14 protein-coding genes are annotated in these 19,130 nt (G+C 72.1%); 6 read left to right on the top strand and 8 right to left on the bottom strand.

Annotation, left to right across the window (positions count from 1 at the left end):
• Positions 1 to 29: 29 nt before the first annotated feature.
• On the bottom strand, positions 30 to 1,646 hold the full coding sequence (locus RPQ07_RS22560; protein WP_313945988.1) for an L-lactate permease: 1,617 nt from the start codon (positions 1,644 to 1,646) through the stop codon (positions 30 to 32).
• A gap of 250 nt (positions 1,647 to 1,896) precedes the next feature.
• Complete coding sequence (locus RPQ07_RS22555; protein WP_313945987.1) at positions 1,897 to 2,325, bottom strand: metallopeptidase family protein; 429 nt, start codon at positions 2,323 to 2,325, stop codon at positions 1,897 to 1,899.
• 274 nt (positions 2,326 to 2,599) lie between these two features.
• On the opposite strand from RPQ07_RS22555, the gene RPQ07_RS22550 reads away from it, so the two are divergent.
• A complete protein-coding gene (locus RPQ07_RS22550) occupies positions 2,600 to 3,022 on the top strand; it encodes a DUF3499 domain-containing protein (protein WP_313945986.1) in 423 nt (140 codons plus the stop codon).
• Between the two features lie 78 nt (positions 3,023 to 3,100).
• Here RPQ07_RS22550 and RPQ07_RS22545 read toward each other — a convergent pair whose 3' ends face one another.
• From RPQ07_RS22545 to RPQ07_RS22535, 3 genes are all read right to left on the bottom strand, one after another.
• On the bottom strand, positions 3,101 to 4,618 hold the full coding sequence (locus RPQ07_RS22545) for a DUF5719 family protein (protein ID WP_313945985.1): 1,518 nt from the start codon (positions 4,616 to 4,618) through the stop codon (positions 3,101 to 3,103).
• Positions 4,615 to 8,472 carry a glycosyltransferase family 2 protein gene (locus tag RPQ07_RS22540; RefSeq protein WP_313945984.1) on the bottom strand — a complete coding sequence of 1,286 codons (3,858 nt, stop codon included), beginning with the start codon at positions 8,470 to 8,472 and terminating at the stop codon, positions 4,615 to 4,617. Before RPQ07_RS22540 ends, RPQ07_RS22545 begins: the two co-directional genes overlap by 4 nt.
• Before the next feature lie 241 nt (positions 8,473 to 8,713).
• On the bottom strand, positions 8,714 to 8,977 hold the full coding sequence (locus RPQ07_RS22535) for a WhiB family transcriptional regulator (RefSeq protein ID WP_023541320.1): 264 nt from the start codon (positions 8,975 to 8,977) through the stop codon (positions 8,714 to 8,716).
• Positions 8,978 to 9,640: 663 nt separating this feature from the next.
• Between RPQ07_RS22535 and RPQ07_RS22530 the strand changes: the two genes are divergently transcribed.
• The 3 genes from RPQ07_RS22530 to RPQ07_RS22520 are packed head-to-tail and all read left to right on the top strand — an operon-like array spanning position 9,641 to position 12,405.
• The gene (locus RPQ07_RS22530) at positions 9,641 to 10,141 is read left to right on the top strand and encodes a cysteine dioxygenase (protein ID WP_313945983.1); all 501 of its coding nucleotides are present in this window, start codon (positions 9,641 to 9,643) and stop codon (positions 10,139 to 10,141) included.
• Positions 10,142 to 10,153: 12 nt separating this feature from the next.
• Positions 10,154 to 11,110 carry a 2-phospho-L-lactate transferase gene (gene cofD, locus RPQ07_RS22525; protein WP_313945982.1) on the top strand — a complete coding sequence of 319 codons (957 nt, stop codon included), beginning with the start codon at positions 10,154 to 10,156 and terminating at the stop codon, positions 11,108 to 11,110.
• Complete coding sequence (locus RPQ07_RS22520; protein WP_313945981.1) at positions 11,107 to 12,405, top strand: coenzyme F420-0:L-glutamate ligase; 1,299 nt, start codon at positions 11,107 to 11,109, stop codon at positions 12,403 to 12,405. Before cofD ends, RPQ07_RS22520 begins: the two co-directional genes overlap by 4 nt.
• Positions 12,406 to 12,586: 181 nt before the next feature.
• Here the strand turns inward: RPQ07_RS22520 and RPQ07_RS22515 are convergent, their stop codons facing one another.
• The 3 genes from RPQ07_RS22515 to RPQ07_RS22505 form a co-directional block, all read right to left on the bottom strand.
• The gene (locus tag RPQ07_RS22515; RefSeq protein WP_313945980.1) at positions 12,587 to 13,603 is read right to left on the bottom strand and encodes a DNA-3-methyladenine glycosylase 2 family protein; all 1,017 of its coding nucleotides are present in this window, start codon (positions 13,601 to 13,603) and stop codon (positions 12,587 to 12,589) included.
• 98 nt (positions 13,604 to 13,701) lie between these two features.
• Complete coding sequence (locus tag RPQ07_RS22510) at positions 13,702 to 14,784, bottom strand: NDP-sugar synthase (protein WP_313945979.1); 1,083 nt, start codon at positions 14,782 to 14,784, stop codon at positions 13,702 to 13,704.
• A gap of 85 nt (positions 14,785 to 14,869) precedes the next feature.
• The gene (locus RPQ07_RS22505) at positions 14,870 to 16,219 is read right to left on the bottom strand and encodes a peptidoglycan recognition protein (RefSeq protein ID WP_313945978.1); all 1,350 of its coding nucleotides are present in this window, start codon (positions 16,217 to 16,219) and stop codon (positions 14,870 to 14,872) included.
• A 128-nt stretch (positions 16,220 to 16,347) separates the two neighbouring features.
• Between RPQ07_RS22505 and RPQ07_RS22500 the strand changes: the two genes are divergently transcribed.
• Together RPQ07_RS22500 and RPQ07_RS22495 are read left to right on the top strand one after the other, a co-directional pair.
• Positions 16,348 to 17,100, top strand: coding sequence for a TIGR03089 family protein (locus RPQ07_RS22500; RefSeq protein WP_313945977.1), 753 nt, complete (start codon positions 16,348 to 16,350; stop codon positions 17,098 to 17,100).
• 171 nt (positions 17,101 to 17,271) lie between these two features.
• Positions 17,272 to 19,002: an LCP family protein gene (locus RPQ07_RS22495; protein WP_313945976.1), complete on the top strand. Its 1,731-nt coding sequence runs from the start codon at positions 17,272 to 17,274 to the stop codon at positions 19,000 to 19,002.
• Positions 19,003 to 19,130: the final 128 nt, after the last annotated feature.

The following is a 19,130-nucleotide window of genomic DNA, read 5'->3' as shown; positions in this document are numbered from 1 at the left end:
CTGCGGTCGCACCAAACTACCCGCACAAACTAAGGCAGCATCCATCCCAGTACCGCGGTGCTCTGCGCGGTCACGATCAGGCACATGACCAGGAGCAGTCCCAGGCTCCACGGCAGCACCTTGCGCAGGAGATCGCCCTCCTTGCCCGCGAGCCCCACGGCCGCGCAGGCGATCGTCAGATTCTGCGGGGAGATCATCTTGCCGAGCACTCCGCCGGAGCTGTTGGCCGCCGCGAGCAGTTCCGGCGACAGTCCGGACTCGCGTGCCGCCGACACCTGGAGCGCGCCGAAGAGCGCGTTCGCGGAGGTGTCCGAGCCGGAGACGGCGACGCCGAACCAGCCCAGTACGGGCGACAGGAACGCGAGCCCGGCACCCGCCGCGGCGACGAACTGGCCGATGGTGGCGGCCTGCCCGGACAGGTTCATCACATACGCGAGGGCCAGGACGGAGATCACCGTGAGGATCGCGAACCGCAGCTCGTGCACGGTCGCCACCCACTCGCGCGCCGCGTCCGCCGCTCGTACGCCGAGGACGACGGCGGTCAGCGCCCCGGCCAGGAGCACCAGCGTCCCGCCGGTGGCGATCAACGGCAGGGTGAACTCATTGGCGCCGACCGGCTTCCCGTCCGGGTCCGCCACCTGCAGCAGGGGCCAGTCGAAGATCTGCGTCGCCTGCGCGAGCAGCCGTTTGACCGGCGGGATCTGGGCGATCGAGAAGATCACGACGATGAGCGCGTACGGGGCGTAGGCGCGCACCACCTCCCGGCGGGGGTCCTCGCGGTCGAGCTCCTCGCTGCGCACGCCGGTCAGTACGGCCGCCCGCACCGGCTCCTCGGCGGGCCTGCGTGCGCCCGGTACGGCGATCAGGGCGGCCGCGCCCGCCAAGGCGGCGGCGATGTCGGCGAGTTGGGCGGAGACGTAGTTGGCCGCCGCGAACTGGGCCACGGCGAAGGCGACTCCGCAGGCGAGCGCGGGCACCCAGGTCTCCCGCAGCCCTCGCCGCCCGTCGACGAGAAAGACCAGCACCAGCGGTACGACGAGGGCGAGCAGCGGGGTCTGCCGGCCGACCACCGCGGCGACCGTGTCCAGCGGCAGGCCGGTGACCTGGGCGAGTGTCACCACGGGGGTGCCCATGGCGCCGAAGGCCACGGGCGCGGTGTTGGCGACGAGGGAGACGACCGCCGCCTTCACCGGGTCGAAGCCGAGCGCGACGAGCATCACCGAGCAGATGGCGACGGGGGCGCCGAATCCGGCGAGCGCTTCGAGCAGTGCTCCGAAGCAGAAGGCGATCACCAGCGCCTGGATGCGCGGATCGTCGGAGAGCCGGCCGAAGGAGCGGCGCAGGATGTCGAAGTGCTGGGTGCGGACGGTCATCCGGTACACCCACAGGGCGTTGACGACGATCCACATGATGGGGAAGAGCCCGAAGAGCACTCCCTGCGCCCCGGCCGAGAGGGTCTGGCCGAGCGGCATCGTGAAGGCGGCCCAGGCGACCAGCACGGCGACGGCGAGGCCGATCAGTCCGGCGAGGTGGGCTCTCATGCGTACGGCACCGAGGAGCACCAGGACGGTGACCAGCGGGAGGGCGGCGACGAGGGCGGACAGGGCAAGCGAGTTGCCGACGGGTTCCAGGTCCTGCACGAACACGACAGACCTACCTCCGGATTCCGTGATGCGGAAAGCGATCTCTCACCGACCCAGGAATGGTCGTGTCCCCGACAAGCGGAGGTCAATGGTCCGCACAGGGGTTCGTTCGGCTTTCAAGGAATCCGGCGCCCGGCAGGGGGTGGATCCGCGGCCGGCAGGGGTGTGGATCCGCGGGCGGCCGGCCGGCCTCCGGCGGAAGCGGGCTCAGTCCCGCCCGGACAACGTGCTCAGCCCCGCCCGGACAGCGTGCTCAGTCCTGCCCGTACCGCGGGTCCACGGACTCCGGAGCCAGCCCGAGCAGCTCCGCGACCTGCTCCACCACGACCTCGTGCACCAGCAGCGCGCGCTCGTCGCGGTTCTTCGTACGGATCTCCACCGGACGCCGGTAGACCACGATCCGGGCGGGCCGCCCCTTGTCCGCGGGGGCCGAGGCGCCCAGCGGTACCGCCTCGTCCGGCGCTCCCGGCACGTCCAGCACCAGAAAGTCCACCTCGGCCAGCTGCGGCCAGCGCCGCTCCAACCGCTCCATCGAGTCCTGCACCAGGTCACGGAACGATTCGGCCCGGCTCGCCGCGAGCGGCACCTGGGGCGGTGCGACGGGTCCGCGCATCCCGCGACCATGGCGGTCGCGACGGCGTGGCCGCGGCTCGATCGGTGGGGGCGGTACAGGACTGTCCATCACTGACGCAGGGTAGCTCTCCGGGGCGGGCGGCGATCGCGCGCCCGCGCCGAGGAGGCACGATGTCGCAATGTGAGCGTTCCGGCGATCCTTCGGCCCGCTTGCGGGCCGTCCGGCGATCGTCGGCGACGTCGTGATTGACCTCATTTACGCCAAGTCATGACCGGATCACGGGTGGTCGCCGTCCCGGCGCTTCTCCTTCCGCGCAGGTCAGGCCAGTTGCCCGAGACGCCCTCGCAGCGGGCGTCGTACCACGACACGGTGGAGTGACCTGGTGGAGAGTCGTCGCAGCCCGCTCAAGAGTGCGGTACCGTCCAACGTCGTGAGCCCTGTACGTCGCTGTTCGCGCACCGCGTGCGGCCGCCCTGCCGTCGCGACACTGACGTACGTCTATGCCGATTCGACTGCGGTCCTCGGCCCGCTCGCCACCTACGCCGAGCCCCACTGCTACGACCTGTGTGCGGAACACAGCGAGCGGCTGACCGCCCCGCGCGGCTGGGAGGTGGTGCGGCTCACCGATGGCTCCGCCCCGTCCCGCCCCAGCGGCGACGATCTCGAAGCGCTCGCCAACGCCGTACGGGAAGCCGCGCGCCCTCAGGGCAGAGCGGCCGAGGCGCAGAACGGCCGACGGACGGCCGACCCACGGGAGGTCGCCCGCCGGGGCCATCTGCGGGTGCTGCGCTCACCCGACTCCTGAGCGCCGGCACCCCGCACAGCGGTCAACCGCCGTCGGTCGCGACACCCGCACCTCCCTGAGCCGCCGAGACGCCCCCTGTCAGTCGTCCAGTACCGACAGGTCCTGCCGCGCCTTCGGCACCGCCACCGTCCCCCGGTCGTCCGGCAGCGTCTGCACCGTGAACATCGGGATGCCGTCCTGCGGCAGCGCCAGCATCCGCGAGGCATGCACCGGACCGCCCGAGACCGTCTCCACCGTCAGGGCGTACGTGCCCTTCAGACCGGTCGGCACCGGCGGCACGACCGCCGTCGTCGTCCCCGCTTTGACCTTGTAGGTCTTCACGGCGGGGGTGCCGCCCTCGGTGCCCGCCGACGCGGTGACCTTGACCTCGCCCGCCGCACCGGGTGCGGTCAGCGAGAGCGTCGCGCCCTTGGCCGGGTTGCCGGAGACCGTCGCCCGCGCCCCGACGGCCGCCGTGGCCGGGATGAACGCGACCTCCTGCTTGTCGCCCTTGCCGCGGACGACCCGCAGCGCCGCCACGACCGGGGTCGCCCGGCCGCTCTGGGACGGGCTGAGGATCAGCGACCCGGCCTCGCCCTTGGTGACGTCGGCCAGGTCGACACTCGCGGTCATCCCTGACTTCACATGCAGGGTCTCGTGGCCGGCCGGCACGATCGCGCCGTCGGGAGCCGCGAGCTGGATCTTCACGTCCGCGTCGTCCTCACCGGGGGCGAAGGCCACCAGCCGCACGGAGGTGGCGTCGGCGGGGATCCCGGGCAGCACCGCGGTGCCGGCGGGGTCCGCCGACGCGGTCAGCCAGTCGCTGCCGGCCTTCTCGTCGGCGGCCCGCACCACGGCGCCGACCCGGCCCGTGCGGGTCGTGACATGGACCGTGACGTCCGGGGACGGCTGCGACGTCAGCGTGGACAGCAGCACGGGGACGCTCGATCCGGCGGGCACGGGGATGCCCTCGGTCAGCGTGGTCTTGAGCGCTCCGTCCTTGCCGTAGAGCTCGATGTCGGCGACGGCCGGGGTGTCGTCCGGGTTGGTCAGGTGCACGTAGTCCTGGCGCTCCTCGGCGGTGGACGCACCGGGGAACCAGAAGTCGGTGTCGGGCGGGGTGCAGCCGACACCGAGCAGGCCGCGCGCGCCGCCCGCGGTGACCGTGGTGGTCTGCTGGGCGCTCCAGCCGGGCGCGAAACGGCCGGTGGCCGTGCCGACGAGCGCCGCCGCGTCCCCGCCGCTCACCTTCGCCCCGACCGGCTTGCCGGGCTCCTTCAGGGTGAGCAGCGGCTTGGCGGGCCCGGGCTTCTTGGCGGGCGCCTTCTTCGGCACGGTCTCCGGGTCGGCGAGCACCGCGCTGGACGGCTTCAGCACGGCCGTGCCGCTCTTGGCCCCGCCGTCCTCACCCGCCGGCGTGAAGGACGAGTACTCGGTCTCGGCCACCTCGGAGCTGCTCGGCGCGGGGCAGAGCAGGCTGGAGCGCTCCACCGGGAGCCGGGCCGCGGCCGTGGCCTCCTTCTCCTCGGTGCCGCCGGGGGCGCTCAGGGAGGCGAATCCGGTGACCGCGGCGAGGGCGGTGACGGTGGCGAGCAGGGAGATGGTCGTGCGCTTCACTCTGACTCGCCTCGCGTCGTGTTGCCGTGGTTGCCGTTCGGTCCGGGGCGCCGGTCCTGCTCGCCTTCGTACGGGTAGGGCTCGTACTGCCCGTCCGGGTACTGACCCTGCGGGTACTGACCCTCCGGGTACTGCCGGCCGTCCGCGTACGGCTCGTTCCCGTACTGGCCGTCCTGATACTGGCCCTCGGCGTACTGACCCTCGGCGTACTGGCCCTCGGCGTACCGGCCGCCCTGGTACTGGCCGCCCTCGTCGTAGCCGCCGTTCTGGTACGGATCGGCCTGGTAGGGGTCGGCCTGGTACGACTGCTGGTACTGCTCGTTGCCGTAGGTGCCGTCGCTGCCGTAGGGGTACTGGTCCTGGCCGTACGCGGGGCTGTAGCCGGGTTCCGGGTAGGTCTGCTGCCCGTCCCACTCGCCGTACTGCTGCTGGGGGACGGCCGCGTACGGCTGCCGGTCGAAGACGTTCCGGTCCGCCGGGGGCTCGGTGTACGGGTCGGCGTAGTGGCCGTTGTCCTCCGGCGTGCCGGGAGCCGTGGCCGGGACGGGCGGGGCGTTCGGGGGCTGTTCCCCCTCGTTCTCCGCTTCCGCCTCGGCCTCCGCCTGGGCGCGCAGGCGGCGGGCCCGGCGGCCCTCGCCGTCCACCGGCTGGGCCGGTACGGCGACGGCCTCGTCCGGCAGGTCGTCGTCGATCTGCGCCCGCCGGCCGGGCAGGGCGAGAACGACGAGCACCAGGGCGAGGAAGGCCTGTGCCCAGATCCAGCCGGTGTGGGCGGCGGAGTCCTCGTACGTCAGGTCGAGCCTGCCGCCCTCGGTGGGCAGCTCGAAGCCCTGCGCCCAGCCGTCGACGGTCGTCTTCGTCAGGGCACGGCCGTCCAGCGTGGCCTGCCAGCCGTCGTCGGCCCGGTCGGCGATGCGCAGCACGCGCCCTTCGCCGCCCGACGGGATCTTGGTGTGTGCCTCGACGGTGTCCGAGGCGACGGGCAGCGGGTCGCCCTTGCCGGTGACGATCGTGGCGCGGGCGACCTGGCGGTCCACGCGCCACAGCGCGCTGCCGTCGAGCTGGCTGAGACGGCTGAGCCCGGGGGTGGCGTCCAGGACGCGGCTGGTCTGCCGCGGCGCTCCGTCGCGGACGAGGACATAGCGGATCGCGAAGCCGCTGAGCTGGCTGGTCTGGTCGGCCCCGGAGCCGGCGACCAGATTGGCGACGATCTTGTCGAGGCGGGCGTCACTGCCACCCGCCTCGGCCAGTTCGGCGTCACCGAGCCGGCCGCCTGAGCCCCGTACGAGGGTGTACGGCACCTGCGCGGGTGAGGTGCCGCCGAGGACGAGGGTGCGCGGCTGGTCCCGGGTGTCGCTCTCCTCGGCGACGAACGCGGGCACCTGAACCGGGTCACGCCGGGTGAGCGGGTCGGCGGCGCCGCCGATCATCCAGCCCGCGGCCGCGACGACCGGGCCGATGCCCGCGGCCAGCGCGATGAGCACGGCGACGGGCTGCCGCCAGCCGAAGTTCTGGGCGGCGACGCGTGTCCGGCCGCCTTCCGCGCCGAGGACGGCCGCCGACAGCAGGGCGATGCCGTAGACGAGGGTGGCGGGTCCGGCCCAGCCGGAGCCGTTGGCCATGGCCGCGAAGAGAAGCCCGACGAGCCCGGCGGCCCAGGCCGTGCGGACCGCGAACTGCCGCTGCTCGCGCAGCAGCGCGGCCAGAGCCGCGAGGACGATGCCGATCAGCAGGAGCCCGCCGCCCGCCTTCGGACCGCCGGGGCTGATACCGAGTAGGTCGAGCGCCGACGCGCTGCCGCTGCCGATGTCGAGTCCGGCTTCGCGGAGGAAGGCCGAGGGGCTGGTCAGCAGCGTCAGCGACCAGGGCGCCAGGACGAGCATCGGGGTGCCCACGGCGGCGAGGAGGCGCAGCGCGTAGGCCGTGATGTCGTTGCGGCGCAGAACGAGGACGCCGATCCCGAGGACCAGCGCGATCAGCCACACCACGGGAGTGAACGCCGTGGTGACGGTGAGCAGCAGGGCGTACGCCCAGGTCGCGCGCCAGCTGCCGCGCGCACCGGAGCCGGCGCCCGCGCGCAGGCCGTGCGCCGCGACGGCCGCACGGACCATGAGGGGCAGCAGGATCGCGAGGACCGCGGTGCCGAGCCGCCCGGTGGCGAGCGCGCCGGTGGCCGCGGGCAGGAAGGCGTACGCGACGGCCGCCCACGCGCGCAGCAGCCGTGACTCGACGATGGGCCGTGAGGCGAAGTACGCGGTGAGACCGGCGAGCGGCACCGAGCAGACGAGCAGCACGGTGAGCGCGAATCCGGTGGAGCCGAGGAACAGCGTGGACAGGCCCGCGAGGATGCCCAGATAGGGCGGTGCGGTCTGGGTGCCGCCGGTCCCGAGGGGATGCCAGCCGTCCGCGTAGCGCGACCAGAGGTCGGAGACGTCGGCGGGAGCGGGCAGCAGGGCGCCGCCGGCGAGCGATCCGCCGCCGAAGAGCCCGCGGCAGGCGACGACGGAGACGATCAGCAGGAGGGCGAACAGCACCGGCGCGGGCCTGCCCGCGATCTTCTTCAGCCGGGCGAACTGCTCGATCTCGAGGTAGTCGGCGTCGTCACCACCGGGGCCGGACTCGACGGCGCCGTGCCTAGAGCCGCCCGCGTCGGAGTCCTTGCCGGCGCCGAAGTGGCCGGCCACCTGCTCGACCGTGGCACGGACGGTGGCGCCGGTCGGCGGGAAAAGGGAGCGCAGTTCGGCGGCTTCGACGGCTCGGCCGTTCGCTCTTCTGCGGCGGCCGGCGATGATGCGCTCGGGTCGCAGCAGGGTGCCGAAGAGCCCCATGACCTCGTCGACGGCCTGGCCGGGCACCTTGCCGACGAGATACGCGAGGGTGCGCAGCAGCGTGCCGAGGACGATGCGCAGCAGGACGTAGGGAAGGGTCACGCCACGGGCGTTGGTGAGCAGCGTGTAGACGGCCCCGGCCTTGTCGACGCGGTGGGGGCTCGCGACGGAGCGGCCCGCGCAGTCGACGGTACGGCGTTCGCGGGCGGCGGCCTCCGCATGCCGCAGCACGGCGTCGGGGGCGATGAGGACACGGTGGCCGGCGGAGTGCGCGCGCCAGCACAGGTCGACGTCGTCCCGCATGAGGGGCAGCCGGCGGTCGAAGCCGCCGAGTTCCTCGAAGACGTCGCGGCGGACGAGCATGCCGGCGGAGGAGACGGAGAGTACGGAGCGGACCTGGTCGTGCTGGCCCTGGTCCTGTTCGCGCCGGTCGAGTCCGGTCCACCGGCGTCCGCTGTTGGCGATGGAGACGCCGGTCTCCAGCAGCTGCTTGCGGTCGTACCAGCCGCGGAGCTTGGGCCCGACGACGGCCGCGTACTCGTCGGAGTCGACGACGCGCAGCAGTTCGGCGAGGGCGTCCGGCTCGGGCGCCGCGTCGTCGTGGAGGAGCCACAGCCACTGCACCGGTTCGCCGTACGGCAGTTCCGGCATCTCGTACGTCTCGTCGCGCCAGGTCCTGGTGACCGGGTCCCAGCCGCTGGGCCGCTTCAGATAGGGCAGGTCGTCGGGGGTGAGGACGCCCGCGGTGCGGGCGGCCTCGTCGACGGCGGTGCCGAAGCCGGTGCGGCGTGCCAGGTGCAGGACGCGGTCGGCGCCGAGTGCCTCGGTGAGCAGCCGCGCGGAGTCGTCGGCGCTGCCGGTGTCGGCGGCGACGACGTTCTGCACGGGGCGCTCCTGGCCGAGGAGTCCGGCAAGGGCGTCGGGGAGCCAGCGCGCGCCGTCGTGGGAGACGAGCACGGCGGTGACGACGTGCCGCGGGAACTCCGGCGGATGTGCTGAGGCGAACGCGGCTGTGGTGGCGGACATTAAGGTACGGGCCCTCCGGCCGGGGGGTCGCCCCCGATGGGGCGTTGGAGCGTCTCGGACGGGGCCCCACACTAACGGTAGGAAAATGCGCTGGGGTGCGAAGTGCCTGCACGGCCCCGGACACCGGGGGTGCGCCGGACACACGAACGGTCCGCCGGCTGCGATACGGGTGCAGGCGGCGGACCGTGAGGCTTGTTCCGTCGGGTGAGGGCTGGTCGGACCCGGGATATTCGCTCGGTGTTCAGACGGCGGCCTTCTTCAGCCGGCGCCGCTCGCGCTCGGACAGGCCGCCCCAGATTCCGAATCGCTCGTCGTTGGCAAGGGCGTACTCGAGGCATTCGGAGCGGACTTCACAGGCGAGGCAGACCTTTTTGGCCTCCCGCGTGGAGCCGCCTTTCTCGGGGAAGAAGGACTCGGGATCGGTCTGGGCGCACAACGCGCGCTCCTGCCAGCCGAGTTCCTCGTCCGCGTCCTCGACCAGCAGTTGTTCGAACAGCTCGGTCATGTGCGCCCCTCGTCTGTCTTTTGCGTCCCCGTGATGTTGCCGTTTGATCGATGTCGGCCGAACGACACGAGTGAAATTACAAGTGTGTGGATCCGGGCCAGTCAAGCCGAGATCTGCTATTGGGCCCCGTATTCACTCTGCGGAACCAAGGCTATGCAGAAAGTGTTCAAATCACCAAAAATCTGACACATGCCAGCGGCCTGCTCCAACCACCGCCTTCCCCCCTTACCGGGGAAGACGCCGCGGGGTTCGATCTTGTTGCGATCGAGCCGGTGAAGCGATCCGGATCACAGTCCGGTCACAGGACCGCAGCGGCGTTTGCGAGCGCGGTTGCTGCGCCATGTCTCCCAGGCCCTGGGTGCACAAACCTTTCTCCGTGCGCAGTAACCGGATGAGGTGAAAGATTGCCGCCAAATCGGTCATTGAGTTGACATCAAAGACGCCGACCCGGCACCTTTGGTGACATGCCAGCGACCTCAGCGCACTACGCAACCCCCCTCCGTGGGTTCCGCAGCGCTGTCCAGGCGCGCTGTTGCTGTTCCAGCTGTTGATGCCCTAGCGCTCCAGCGACTCCCCGCATGCCGTTCCTTCCGCATGCCGCGTCACCCCTGTCTCGCGAATCCCCCAGCACTGCTCCGTTCTCTGCCGAGGAAACCGCACACCATGAACAGCGACAGCGACCTCCAGATCGCCGGCGACATCCTCGCCGTACAGCACCTTCTCCAGCCTGCCCGTGAGCACCCGGCCACTGTCGCCGATTTCGTCGGGCTCGCCCGCTCCGTCGCCGCCGACCGCGCGCAGTGGGCCCACCTCGTCGAGTACGACGCCACCAGCCGCTGGTACCACCTGCTGCGCACCGGCCCCGGCTACGAGGTGTGGCTGCTGTCGTGGGTGCCCGGCCAGGGCAGCGGGATGCATGACCACGGACCCTCGTCCGGTGTGCTGACCGTGCTGGAGGGCGAACTGACCGAGCGCACCGAGAGCACCTCCCGTTCGCTCGGGGCGGGCGCACAGCGGGTGTTCGCGCCGGGCTATGCGCACGAAGTGATCAACGACTCGCTCGAGCCGGCCGTCTCGCTGCACGTCTACTACCCGGGTCTGACCGAAATGCCGATGCACCCGAGCCAGTCCTCCCCGGCGGCCCAGGACGTCGTACGCGCCTGATTGACTGGGGCCATGCGCATTGTGGTTCTGGCCGGCGGCATCGGCGGCGCCCGTTTCCTCCGTGGTCTCCTGCAGGCCGCGCCCGAAGCGGACGTCACGGTGATCGGGAACACCGGCGACGACATCCATCTGTTCGGGCTGAAGGTCTGCCCCGACCTCGACACCGTGATGTACACCCTCGGCGGTGGCATCAACGAAGAGCAGGGCTGGGGGCGTACGGACGAGACGTTCCAGGTCAAGAGCGAACTGGCCGCGTACGGCGTGGGGCCCGAGTGGTTCGGCCTCGGTGACCGCGACTTCGCGACCCATATCGTCCGCACCCAGATGATCGCGGCGGGCTATCCGCTCAGCGCCGTCACCGAAGCGCTCTGCGCGCGCTGGAACCCCGGCGTGCGGTTGCTGCCGATGACGGACGACCGCGTCGAGACCCATGTCGCCGTCGAGATCGACGGCGAGAAGAAGGTCATCCACTTCCAGGAGTACTGGGTCAAGCTGCGGGCCTCCGTGCCCGCGGAGGCCGTCGTGCCCGTCGGCGCCGACCAGGCCAAGCCCGCACCGGGCGTGCTGGAGGCCATCGCCTCCGCGGACGTCATTCTCTTCCCGCCGTCGAACCCGGTCGTCAGCGTGGGCACGATCCTCGCCGTGCCCGGCATCCGTGAGGCCATCGCCGACGCGGGTGTGCCCGTGGTGGGCCTCTCCCCCATCGTCGGCGACGCACCCGTGCGCGGGATGGCCGACAAGGTGCTCGCGGCGGTGGGGGTGGAGGCGACGGCCGCCGCCGTGGCCTCGCACTACGGCTCCGGTCTGCTGGACGGCTGGCTCGTCGACACCGTCGACGCGGGCACGGTCGGCGAGATCGAGGCGGCGGGCATCCGCTGCCGTGCCGTGCCGCTGCTGATGACGGGCACCGACGCGACCGCCGAGATGGCGCGTCAGGCGCTGGCCCTGGCCGAGGAGGTACGGGCGTGAGGTTCGAGGTCCGGGCCGTGCCCGGGCTGCCGGAGGTCGGCCCCGGCGACGACCTCGCCGCCCTGGTGGCCGCCGCCGCGCCGGATCTCGCGGACGGCGACATCCTGCTGGTCACCTCCAAGATCGTGAGCAAGGCCGAGGGGCGGATCCTCGCCGCGACCGACCGCGAGGCCGCGATCGACGCGGAGACGGTACGGGTGGTGGCCCGGCGCGGCCCGCTGCGCATCGTCGAGAACCGGCAGGGCCTGGTGATGGCCGCCGCCGGGGTGGACGCCTCCAACACCCCTGCCGGCACGGTGCTGCTGCTGCCCGAGGACCCCGACGCCTCGGCGCGGGCGCTCCGCGAGGGACTGCGTGAGTCGCTCGGCGTGGACGTCGGCGTCGTCGTCACCGACACCTTCGGACGGCCGTGGCGCAACGGGCTCACCGATGTCGCCATCGGCGCCGCGGGCGTCCGCGTGCTCGACGATCTGCGCGGTGGCACCGATGCCCACGGCAATCCGCTGAGCGCGACCGTCGTCGCCACCGCGGACGAACTCGCCTCCGCCGGCGACCTGGTGAAGGGGAAGGCGGAAGGGCTGCCGGTCGCCGTCGTGCGCGGACTCGCCCATCTGGTCGGCGACGCAGACGGTGAGGGCGACGGCGCCCGCGCGCTGGTGCGCTCCCCCGCCGACGACATGTTCCGGCTCGGCACCTCCGAGGCGGTACGGGAAGCGGTCGCCCAGCGGCGCACGGTACGCGAGTTCACCGACGAGCCGGTCGACCCGGGTGCGGTGCGCCGTGCCGTGGCCGCCGCCGTCACCGCGCCGGCGCCGCACCACACCACACCGTGGCGCTTCGTCCTGCTCGAATCCGCCGCCGCGCGCACCGCGTTGCTCGACGCGATGAAGGACGCGTGGGTCGAGGACCTGCGACGGGACGGCAAGTCGGAGGAGTCGATCGCGAAGCGGGTGCGCCGGGGCGATGTGCTGCGCCGTGCGCCGTACCTCGTGGTGCCGTGTCTGGTCATGGACGGCTCGCACCACTACGGCGACCCGCGGCGCGACGCCGCGGAGCGCGAGATGTTCGTGGTCGCGACGGGCGCGGGGGTGCAGAACTTCCTGGTGGCGCTGGCCGGTGAACGCCTCGGCTCGGCCTGGGTGTCGTCGACGATGTTCTGCCGTGACGTCGTCCGCAAGGTCCTGGACCTGCCCGCGGACTGGGACCCGATGGGCGCGGTGGCGGTGGGCCACGCGGCCGCCCCGCCGAAGGACCGGCCCGCGCGTGAGGCGGCCGCGTTCGTCGAGGTGCGCTAGGGGCGGGTCGGCCCGTTGAGAAGCGTCGTCCGGTGCGTGCCGTCCCAAGGCGGCCGCAGGTCCTTCCGGCCGAGCCACCAGGACGTGTGGCCGACGACGCGGCGTGGGGTACCTCCACAGCGTGCCGGGAGCGGCACCAGCAGGCGCTCCCCCGGGGACGGGCGCTCCCCGGGGCCGTCGGTCAGAGTTTGCCGATGTCGGTGCGCGGCATCTTCGGGGTGCGGCGCGGAGGCGTACGGCCGCTCAGCAGGATGAAGCGGGCGGCCCGGTGGCGCTGGCCCGCGTAAGGGGCGAGGAGTTCGAGCATCGCGGCGTCGTCGGCGTCGCGGTCGCCCGCGAGCGCGTAGCCGACGATGCGCGGCAGATGCAGATCGCCGGTGGTGACCGCGTCCGGTGCGCCGTTGCTGCGCTGCACGGTCTCGGCGGATGTCCAGGGCCCGATGCCCGGGATCAACTCCAGCCGTGCGCGCGCCTGTTCGGGCTCCATGGCCGCTGCCTCCTCCATCCGGCGGGCCACCCGGACCGCGCGCAGGATCGTGGAGGCGCGCTTGTTGTCGACGCCCGCGCGGTGCCACTCCCACGACGGGATGAGCGCCCAGGTGCGGGCCTCCGGTGTCACGTACAGGCGCATCGCGGGCCCCGGCGCGGGCTCACCGTACTTCCGTACGAGCAGCCGCCAGGCGCGGTACGCCTCCTCCACGGTGACCTTCTGCTCGAGGATCGAGGGGATCAGCGACTCCAGGACCAGTCCGGTGCGGGTGAGCCGCAGACCCGGTCGGCGGCGGTGGGTATGGGCCACGAGCCGGTGGCGGGGAACGAAGACGTCCGGGTCGTCCTGCGCGCCGAGCAGGTCGGGCAGGCCTTCCAGCAGCCACTCCGCTCCGGCGCCCCACGCCTCGGCCTCCGCGGCGCCGCCCCGCAGGGCCACGCGCAGGGTGCCGGGGCCGGCGGGTGTCCGGCAGGCACGCCACACCGATCCGTCCGGCGTGACACGGAACGCGGGGTCGCCGGGGCCACGCCGCAGCGGACCGAGGACGAGCCCGAGGTCGAGGGGCCAGGGCGGCGTCCAGCGACGGGTGCGGGAGGCGGAGACCTGTGCCGGGACGGCGCCGGTGGGCACGGCCGTGTGACCGCCGCGCACCGTGGTGCGGGTCGCCGTCGTCGGGGTCGGGGTCGTCGGGTTGAATCGTCCTGCCACGGTGTATGAGCGTACGGGCCCGCGCCTGACGCGGCGGGCCCTTGCCCGACCCGGCCCGGTGCCGGGCCGGTCTCACCCGCCTCAGCGGCGGGCCCTCGTCACTGGTCCGAGGAGAACCGCACCGCTCCCGCGGGCAGTACCGCGTCGCACCACACCCGCGCACCGTCACGCAGTTCGTTGTCCGCGCCCACCGTCGCGCCGTCGCCGACGACCGTGTCCGACAGGACGGTGCGCGCCCCGACCCGGGCGCGCTCTCCGATCAGGGAGGCGGAGATCACAGCGCCCTCCTCCACCACGGCGCCCGCCAGAACCACACTGCCGTCCACCCGGGCTCCGGGGTGGACGGTCGCTCCCTCGCACACCACGGTGCCGCCGGTGAGCTTGGCGTCCGCCGCCACCGTCGCCGACTCCAGCACCAGACGGTCACCGCAGCGACCCGGCACCGCCGGCGACGGCGCGCGGCCCATGACCAGGTCCGCGGAGCCGCGGACGAAGGCCTGGGGCGTGCCGAGGTCCAGCCAGTAGGTGGAGTCGACCATGCCCTGGAGATGCGCACCGGAGCTCAGCAGATCCGGGAACGTCTCCCGCTCGACCGAGACCGGCCGCCCCGACGGGATCGTGTCGATGACCGAACGCCGGAAGACATAGGCCCCCGCGTTGATCTGGTCGGTGACGATCTCCTCCGGCGTCTGCGGCTTCTCCAGGAACGCGGTCACCCGGCCGCTCGGGTCCGTCGGCACCAGACCGAACGCCCGCGGGTCCTCCACACGGGTCAGATGGAGCGAGACATCGGCGCCCGAGGAGCGGTGCGTCGAGACGAGCGCGCCGATGTCCAGGCCGGTGAGGATGTCGCCGTTGAAGATGAGCACCGGTTCGTCCGGCCCCGACCGCAGCCGGTCGGCGACGTTGCGGATCGCGCCGCCCGTGCCGAGGGGTTCCTCCTCGGTGACGTACTCCAGGTGGAGGCCGAGCGAGGACCCGTCGCCGAAGTACGGCTCGAAGACCTCGGCGAGGTAGGAGGTCGCCAGCACGATGTGCTCGACACCTGCCGCCCGCGCCCGCGCCAGCTGGTGGGTGAGGAAGGGGACACCCGCCGCCGGGACCATCGGTTTCGGCGTGTTGACGGTGAGGGGACGCAGCCGGGTGCCCTTGCCGCCGACCAGGAGGATCGCTTCTGTCACCGTGTCGTCTCTGCTTCCTGTCCGGGCCGGGCGTGATCAGTCGTTCGAGACCGGCCAGTGTATGCAGTGGGCGGCACGTTCCCCGTCAGGCACGTCCCTGCAGCTTGGCCGAGGCGCTCCGGGCGGTGCCGAGCTTGCTGTAGAGGCGGGCTCCCGGACATTCGGTGAGGAACCCGTCGCGGTGTCCGGAGATGACGTTGAAGCTGACCTTCTTGCCCTTCTTGTACTTGCCGCTGCCCCCGGACGTCAGCGTTACCTTCCCCTTCGGGTTGCCCTTGAACAGCCCGATCTTCCACGCGGTCAGCCGGGCGATCGCGGTCACGGCGGCCGCCGGCGGGGTGGAGCGACTGTACGTGCCGAGTACGGCCACGCCCATGCTGTTCGTGTTGAATCCCAGCGTGTGGGCGCCGAGCACCGCTCTGGTCACGCCTCCCGCCCGGCCTTCGTAGATGTTTCCGCACTTGTCGACGGCGAAGTTGTAGCCGAAGTCGCGCCAGCCGCTGCTCACGACGTGGTAGCGGTAGATACTGCGGAGGACTGAGGGCGCCTGCTTGCACGTATAGCTGTTGCCGGTGGCGCTGTGGTGGACGAAGGCCGCCTTGACGGTCTTCGTGTAGACGAAGGTCTTCTCGCGCAGCGACTCGCTCGCACCCCATCCCTTGCGGGTGATGATGCGCGGCCGCGGGCCGATGAAGGGCTTGGCGGCGGCTCCGGCGGCGTCCACCTCCGTCGCGTCGGTCGCGTCGGTCGCGTCGGTCGCGTCGGTCGCGTCGGCGATGCCCGCCTTCACCTCGGCCTGCGCCTGGTCCCGCACCTGAGCCACTGTCTCCTCCGCGCTGAGCGCGGGAAGTACGGTGCCGGCCGCCGAGCTGCCACCCTGGGCCACCCGGTCCGACGCGGCGGGGTCCTCGCCGGGGTCGACGAGTTCGACGCGCATGCCCTCGGGCAGCGGGACCGGCTCCGCGGTCTCGGGCCGGACGCGTACCTCGACGCCGTCCGAAGCACCCACCCACAGGGGGGCCGTGGCGCCGCGCACCATGCCGGACTCGCCCTCGGCCGTGCCGGGGTCGGCGCCGTGGTCGTCGTTGTGGGTCTCGACGTCCTGCCAGGCCGACCACGCGCCGGTGCCGACCGCGCGGGTGCGCACCTGGACCGAGCCGTGCAGTTCGGCATGCACGTCGTCCCAGACGACGCCGATGAGGGAGAAGGGTCTGACGTCCTGTTCAGGGAGCCGCTGCTCGGCGGCAGGTCCGCGCGAACGGTCGGACGACGTCGGTCCGACGGCCGTCAGCGGCAGTGACTGAGTGGAGCCGGGTACGTCCGGCGCCGCTATGACTCGTGGTGGCGCGGCTATGGCGCCTGAGGACAGTGAGAGCGGAAGGACGAGCGCGGCGGAGGCCGCGACACCGATCGAAGAAGCCAGGAATCCACGCATGCAGTTGATCGTGTGCCGGAGCAGCCGACTTCGCTTCCCGGAGAAAAAGGCCGGCGCATCGGTCCGACCGGAGGACCCGTCACCGGTACGGCGGCCTCCCGGGGTACCCCGCCACGTACGCTTGCCGCGTGAACCCCAGCGACCGTACCCCCGCCGACCTGCTGCGATCCGCGCTCGCCGCGGACCCGGCGCGCCCCTTGGTCACTTTCTACGACGACGCCACCGGTGAACGCGTGGAATTGTCCGTTGCGACCTTCGCCAATTGGGTGGCCAAGACAGCCAATCTGCTCCAGGGCGATCTTGCCGCCGGGCCCGGCGACCGGCTCGCGCTGCTGCTGCCCGCGCACTGGCAGAGCGCGGTGTGGCTGCTCGCCTGTTCGTCGGTCGGCGTGACGGTGGAGGTCGGTGGCGACCCGGCGGACGCGGACGTCGTCGTCAGCGGTCCGGACACGCTGGAGGAGGCGCGCGCCTGCTCCGGAGAGCGGGTGGCCCTGGCGCTGCGGCCGCTGGGCGGGCGTTTCCCGCAGCCGCCCGCGGGGTTCGTCGACTACGCGGTGGAGGTGCCGGCGCAGGGCGACCGCTTCGCGCCGTTCGCGCCGGTTGACCCGGCCGCGCCCGCGCTCGCCGTCGGCGGAATGGAGCTGACCGGCGTCCAGCTGGTGGAGAAGGCGCGTACGGATGCGGCCGAACTGGGCCTGGTGAGCGGGTCCCGGCTGCTGACGGGACGCGAGTACGCATCCTGGGAGGGCCTGTCCGCCGGGCTGTTCGCACCACTCGCCGCGGGCGCCTCGGTGGTGTTGTGCCGCAATCTCGGGGAACTGTCCCAAGACAACCTTGACAAGCGCATCGAGAGCGAGCGGGTCACCAACACCGCAGTATGACAAGCCTCCGAGGGCCACTCGTGTGGCGCACACACGGGCCGAGCCCCCGGGCTCCGGCCTCAACTGCGGTGGATGATCGGCGATACGTGTGCTTCAACGCACAACCAAGCGTGAGGTTCAGCCGTCTAGTCCTGCGATCGGCGACCCAGCGCGCCGCCGACGCCATGAAGGATGGACGCAGACGTGACGGACAGTGCTGGCACGCCGGCCGAACCGGACGGCAACGCCGGGGACGAGCGGGCATCGGACCCGCCCGCGGCGGACACCCCCGCGCCTCGTGCGGGCCGGGCCAGCACCCCTCCGCCCGCTGCCGCGGATGGCGAGAACTCGCCATCGGACGAGACGGTTCGGGCGGACGGGACACATGAGGACGTCACGGACGAAAGCGGGACACCCGCGGGCAACAGGGGCGAATCGGCGGATGACGCCGGGGCGCCCGACGGCTCCGGGGACGAGCGCACGGACAACTCGGCAGACGGCCCGACAGACGGCTCAGCAGACGGCTCGACGGAAGACGCGGGCAACGGCCCGGCAGACGACCCGGCGCACGCCACCGCCGACAAGCACTCCACCGGTGAACACTCCCCCGACAGGCCCGCCGAAGCCGAAACCGGCGACGACGAAACCGAAGCCGCCGCCCACGAGTCCGCCGACGCCACCGCCGAACCCACCCAAAACACCCGAACCACCCACGCGGGGACCGACGCCGGCGTAGAGCCCAAGGTCGCCGTCGCCGAAGCCGCCGACGAAGCGGACCCCGCCGCACCCGAGGCCGGGCCCGATGCCCCGGCCCGCAAGCGCCACTGGCTGCGCTGGGTCGCTCTCGGCACCGCCGTCTTCGTGGTGGCCGCCTCCGGGGTCGGCTGGTGGTTCTACCAGAAGCTCGACGGCAACATCACGACCGACACCTCCGCCGCGGCAGAGCTGGAGACGTACGAGAAGGAACGGCCCACACCGGTCGCGCTGAACGCGCAGAACATCCTGCTCCTCGGCTCCGACACCCGCTCCGGCAAGGGCAACAGCAAGTACGGCCAGGACGGCGGCACCCAGCGCTCCGACACCACGATCCTGCTGCACATCGCGGCGGACCGGCAGAGCGCGACCGCGATGTCGGTCCCGCGCGATCTGATGGTGTCCATCCCCAGCTGCCGTAAGCCGGACGGGACCCGTACGAGGGAGCAGTTCGCGCAGTTCAACTGGGCGTTCGAGTTCGGCGGCGCCGCCTGCACCATCCGTACCGTCGAGCGCATGACCGGCATCCGCGTCGACCACCACATGGTGGTGGACTTCAGCGGCTTCAAGGAGATGGTCGACGCCGTGGACGGTGTCGAGGTCTGCCTCAAGGAGCCCATCGACGACGCCGACGCCCATCTGAAACTGCCCGCCGGCAAGCAGACCCTCAACGGTGAGCAGGCCCTGGGCTACGTCCGCGCCCGTAAGAGCATCGGCAACGGCAGTGACACGGAACGCATGGACCGCCAGCAGCAGTTCCTCGGCGCGCTGGTCAAGAAGGTGCAGAGCAACGGCGTGCTGCTGAATCCAGCCCGGCTCTACCCGGTGCTGGACGCGGCGACGAAGTCGCTGACCACGGACCCGGGCCTGGACTCGCTGCGGGACCTGTACGACCTGACGCGCTCGGTGCGCAGCATCCCCACCGAGAAAGTGCAGTTCCTCACGGTGCCCCGGCAGGCGTACTCCGCCGATCCGAACCGTGACGAGCTGAGGCAGCCGGACGCCGCCGAGCTCTTCAAGCGGCTGCGGCAGGACAGTCCGATCACCGTGGTTCCCGGCGGAATCGGTCAGAAGCAGCCCGGCGAGAAGCCGGATCCGAACAGCTCCACGGACCCGTCGCCGTCGCCGACGTTCGCCGGCCGGAACGCGGCCAGCGCCGCCTGCGAGTAAAACGATGACCAAGGCAGGGCGGGGAGTCCATGCCTATTAGGCAGATTGCCCACTTGTAAGGGACGTGGAATTTGTCACGGACGTCGCCCCACGTTGAACTGGGCGGATAGTGTGACGCGATCCGGTGC

It is taken from the genome of Streptomyces sp. AM8-1-1, from assembly GCF_032229325.1.
Classification (GTDB): domain Bacteria; phylum Actinomycetota; class Actinomycetes; order Streptomycetales; family Streptomycetaceae; genus Streptomyces; species Streptomyces achmelvichensis.
Note: the sequence above shows the minus strand (reverse complement) of the source record. Positions and strands in the feature narration are given on the sequence as shown.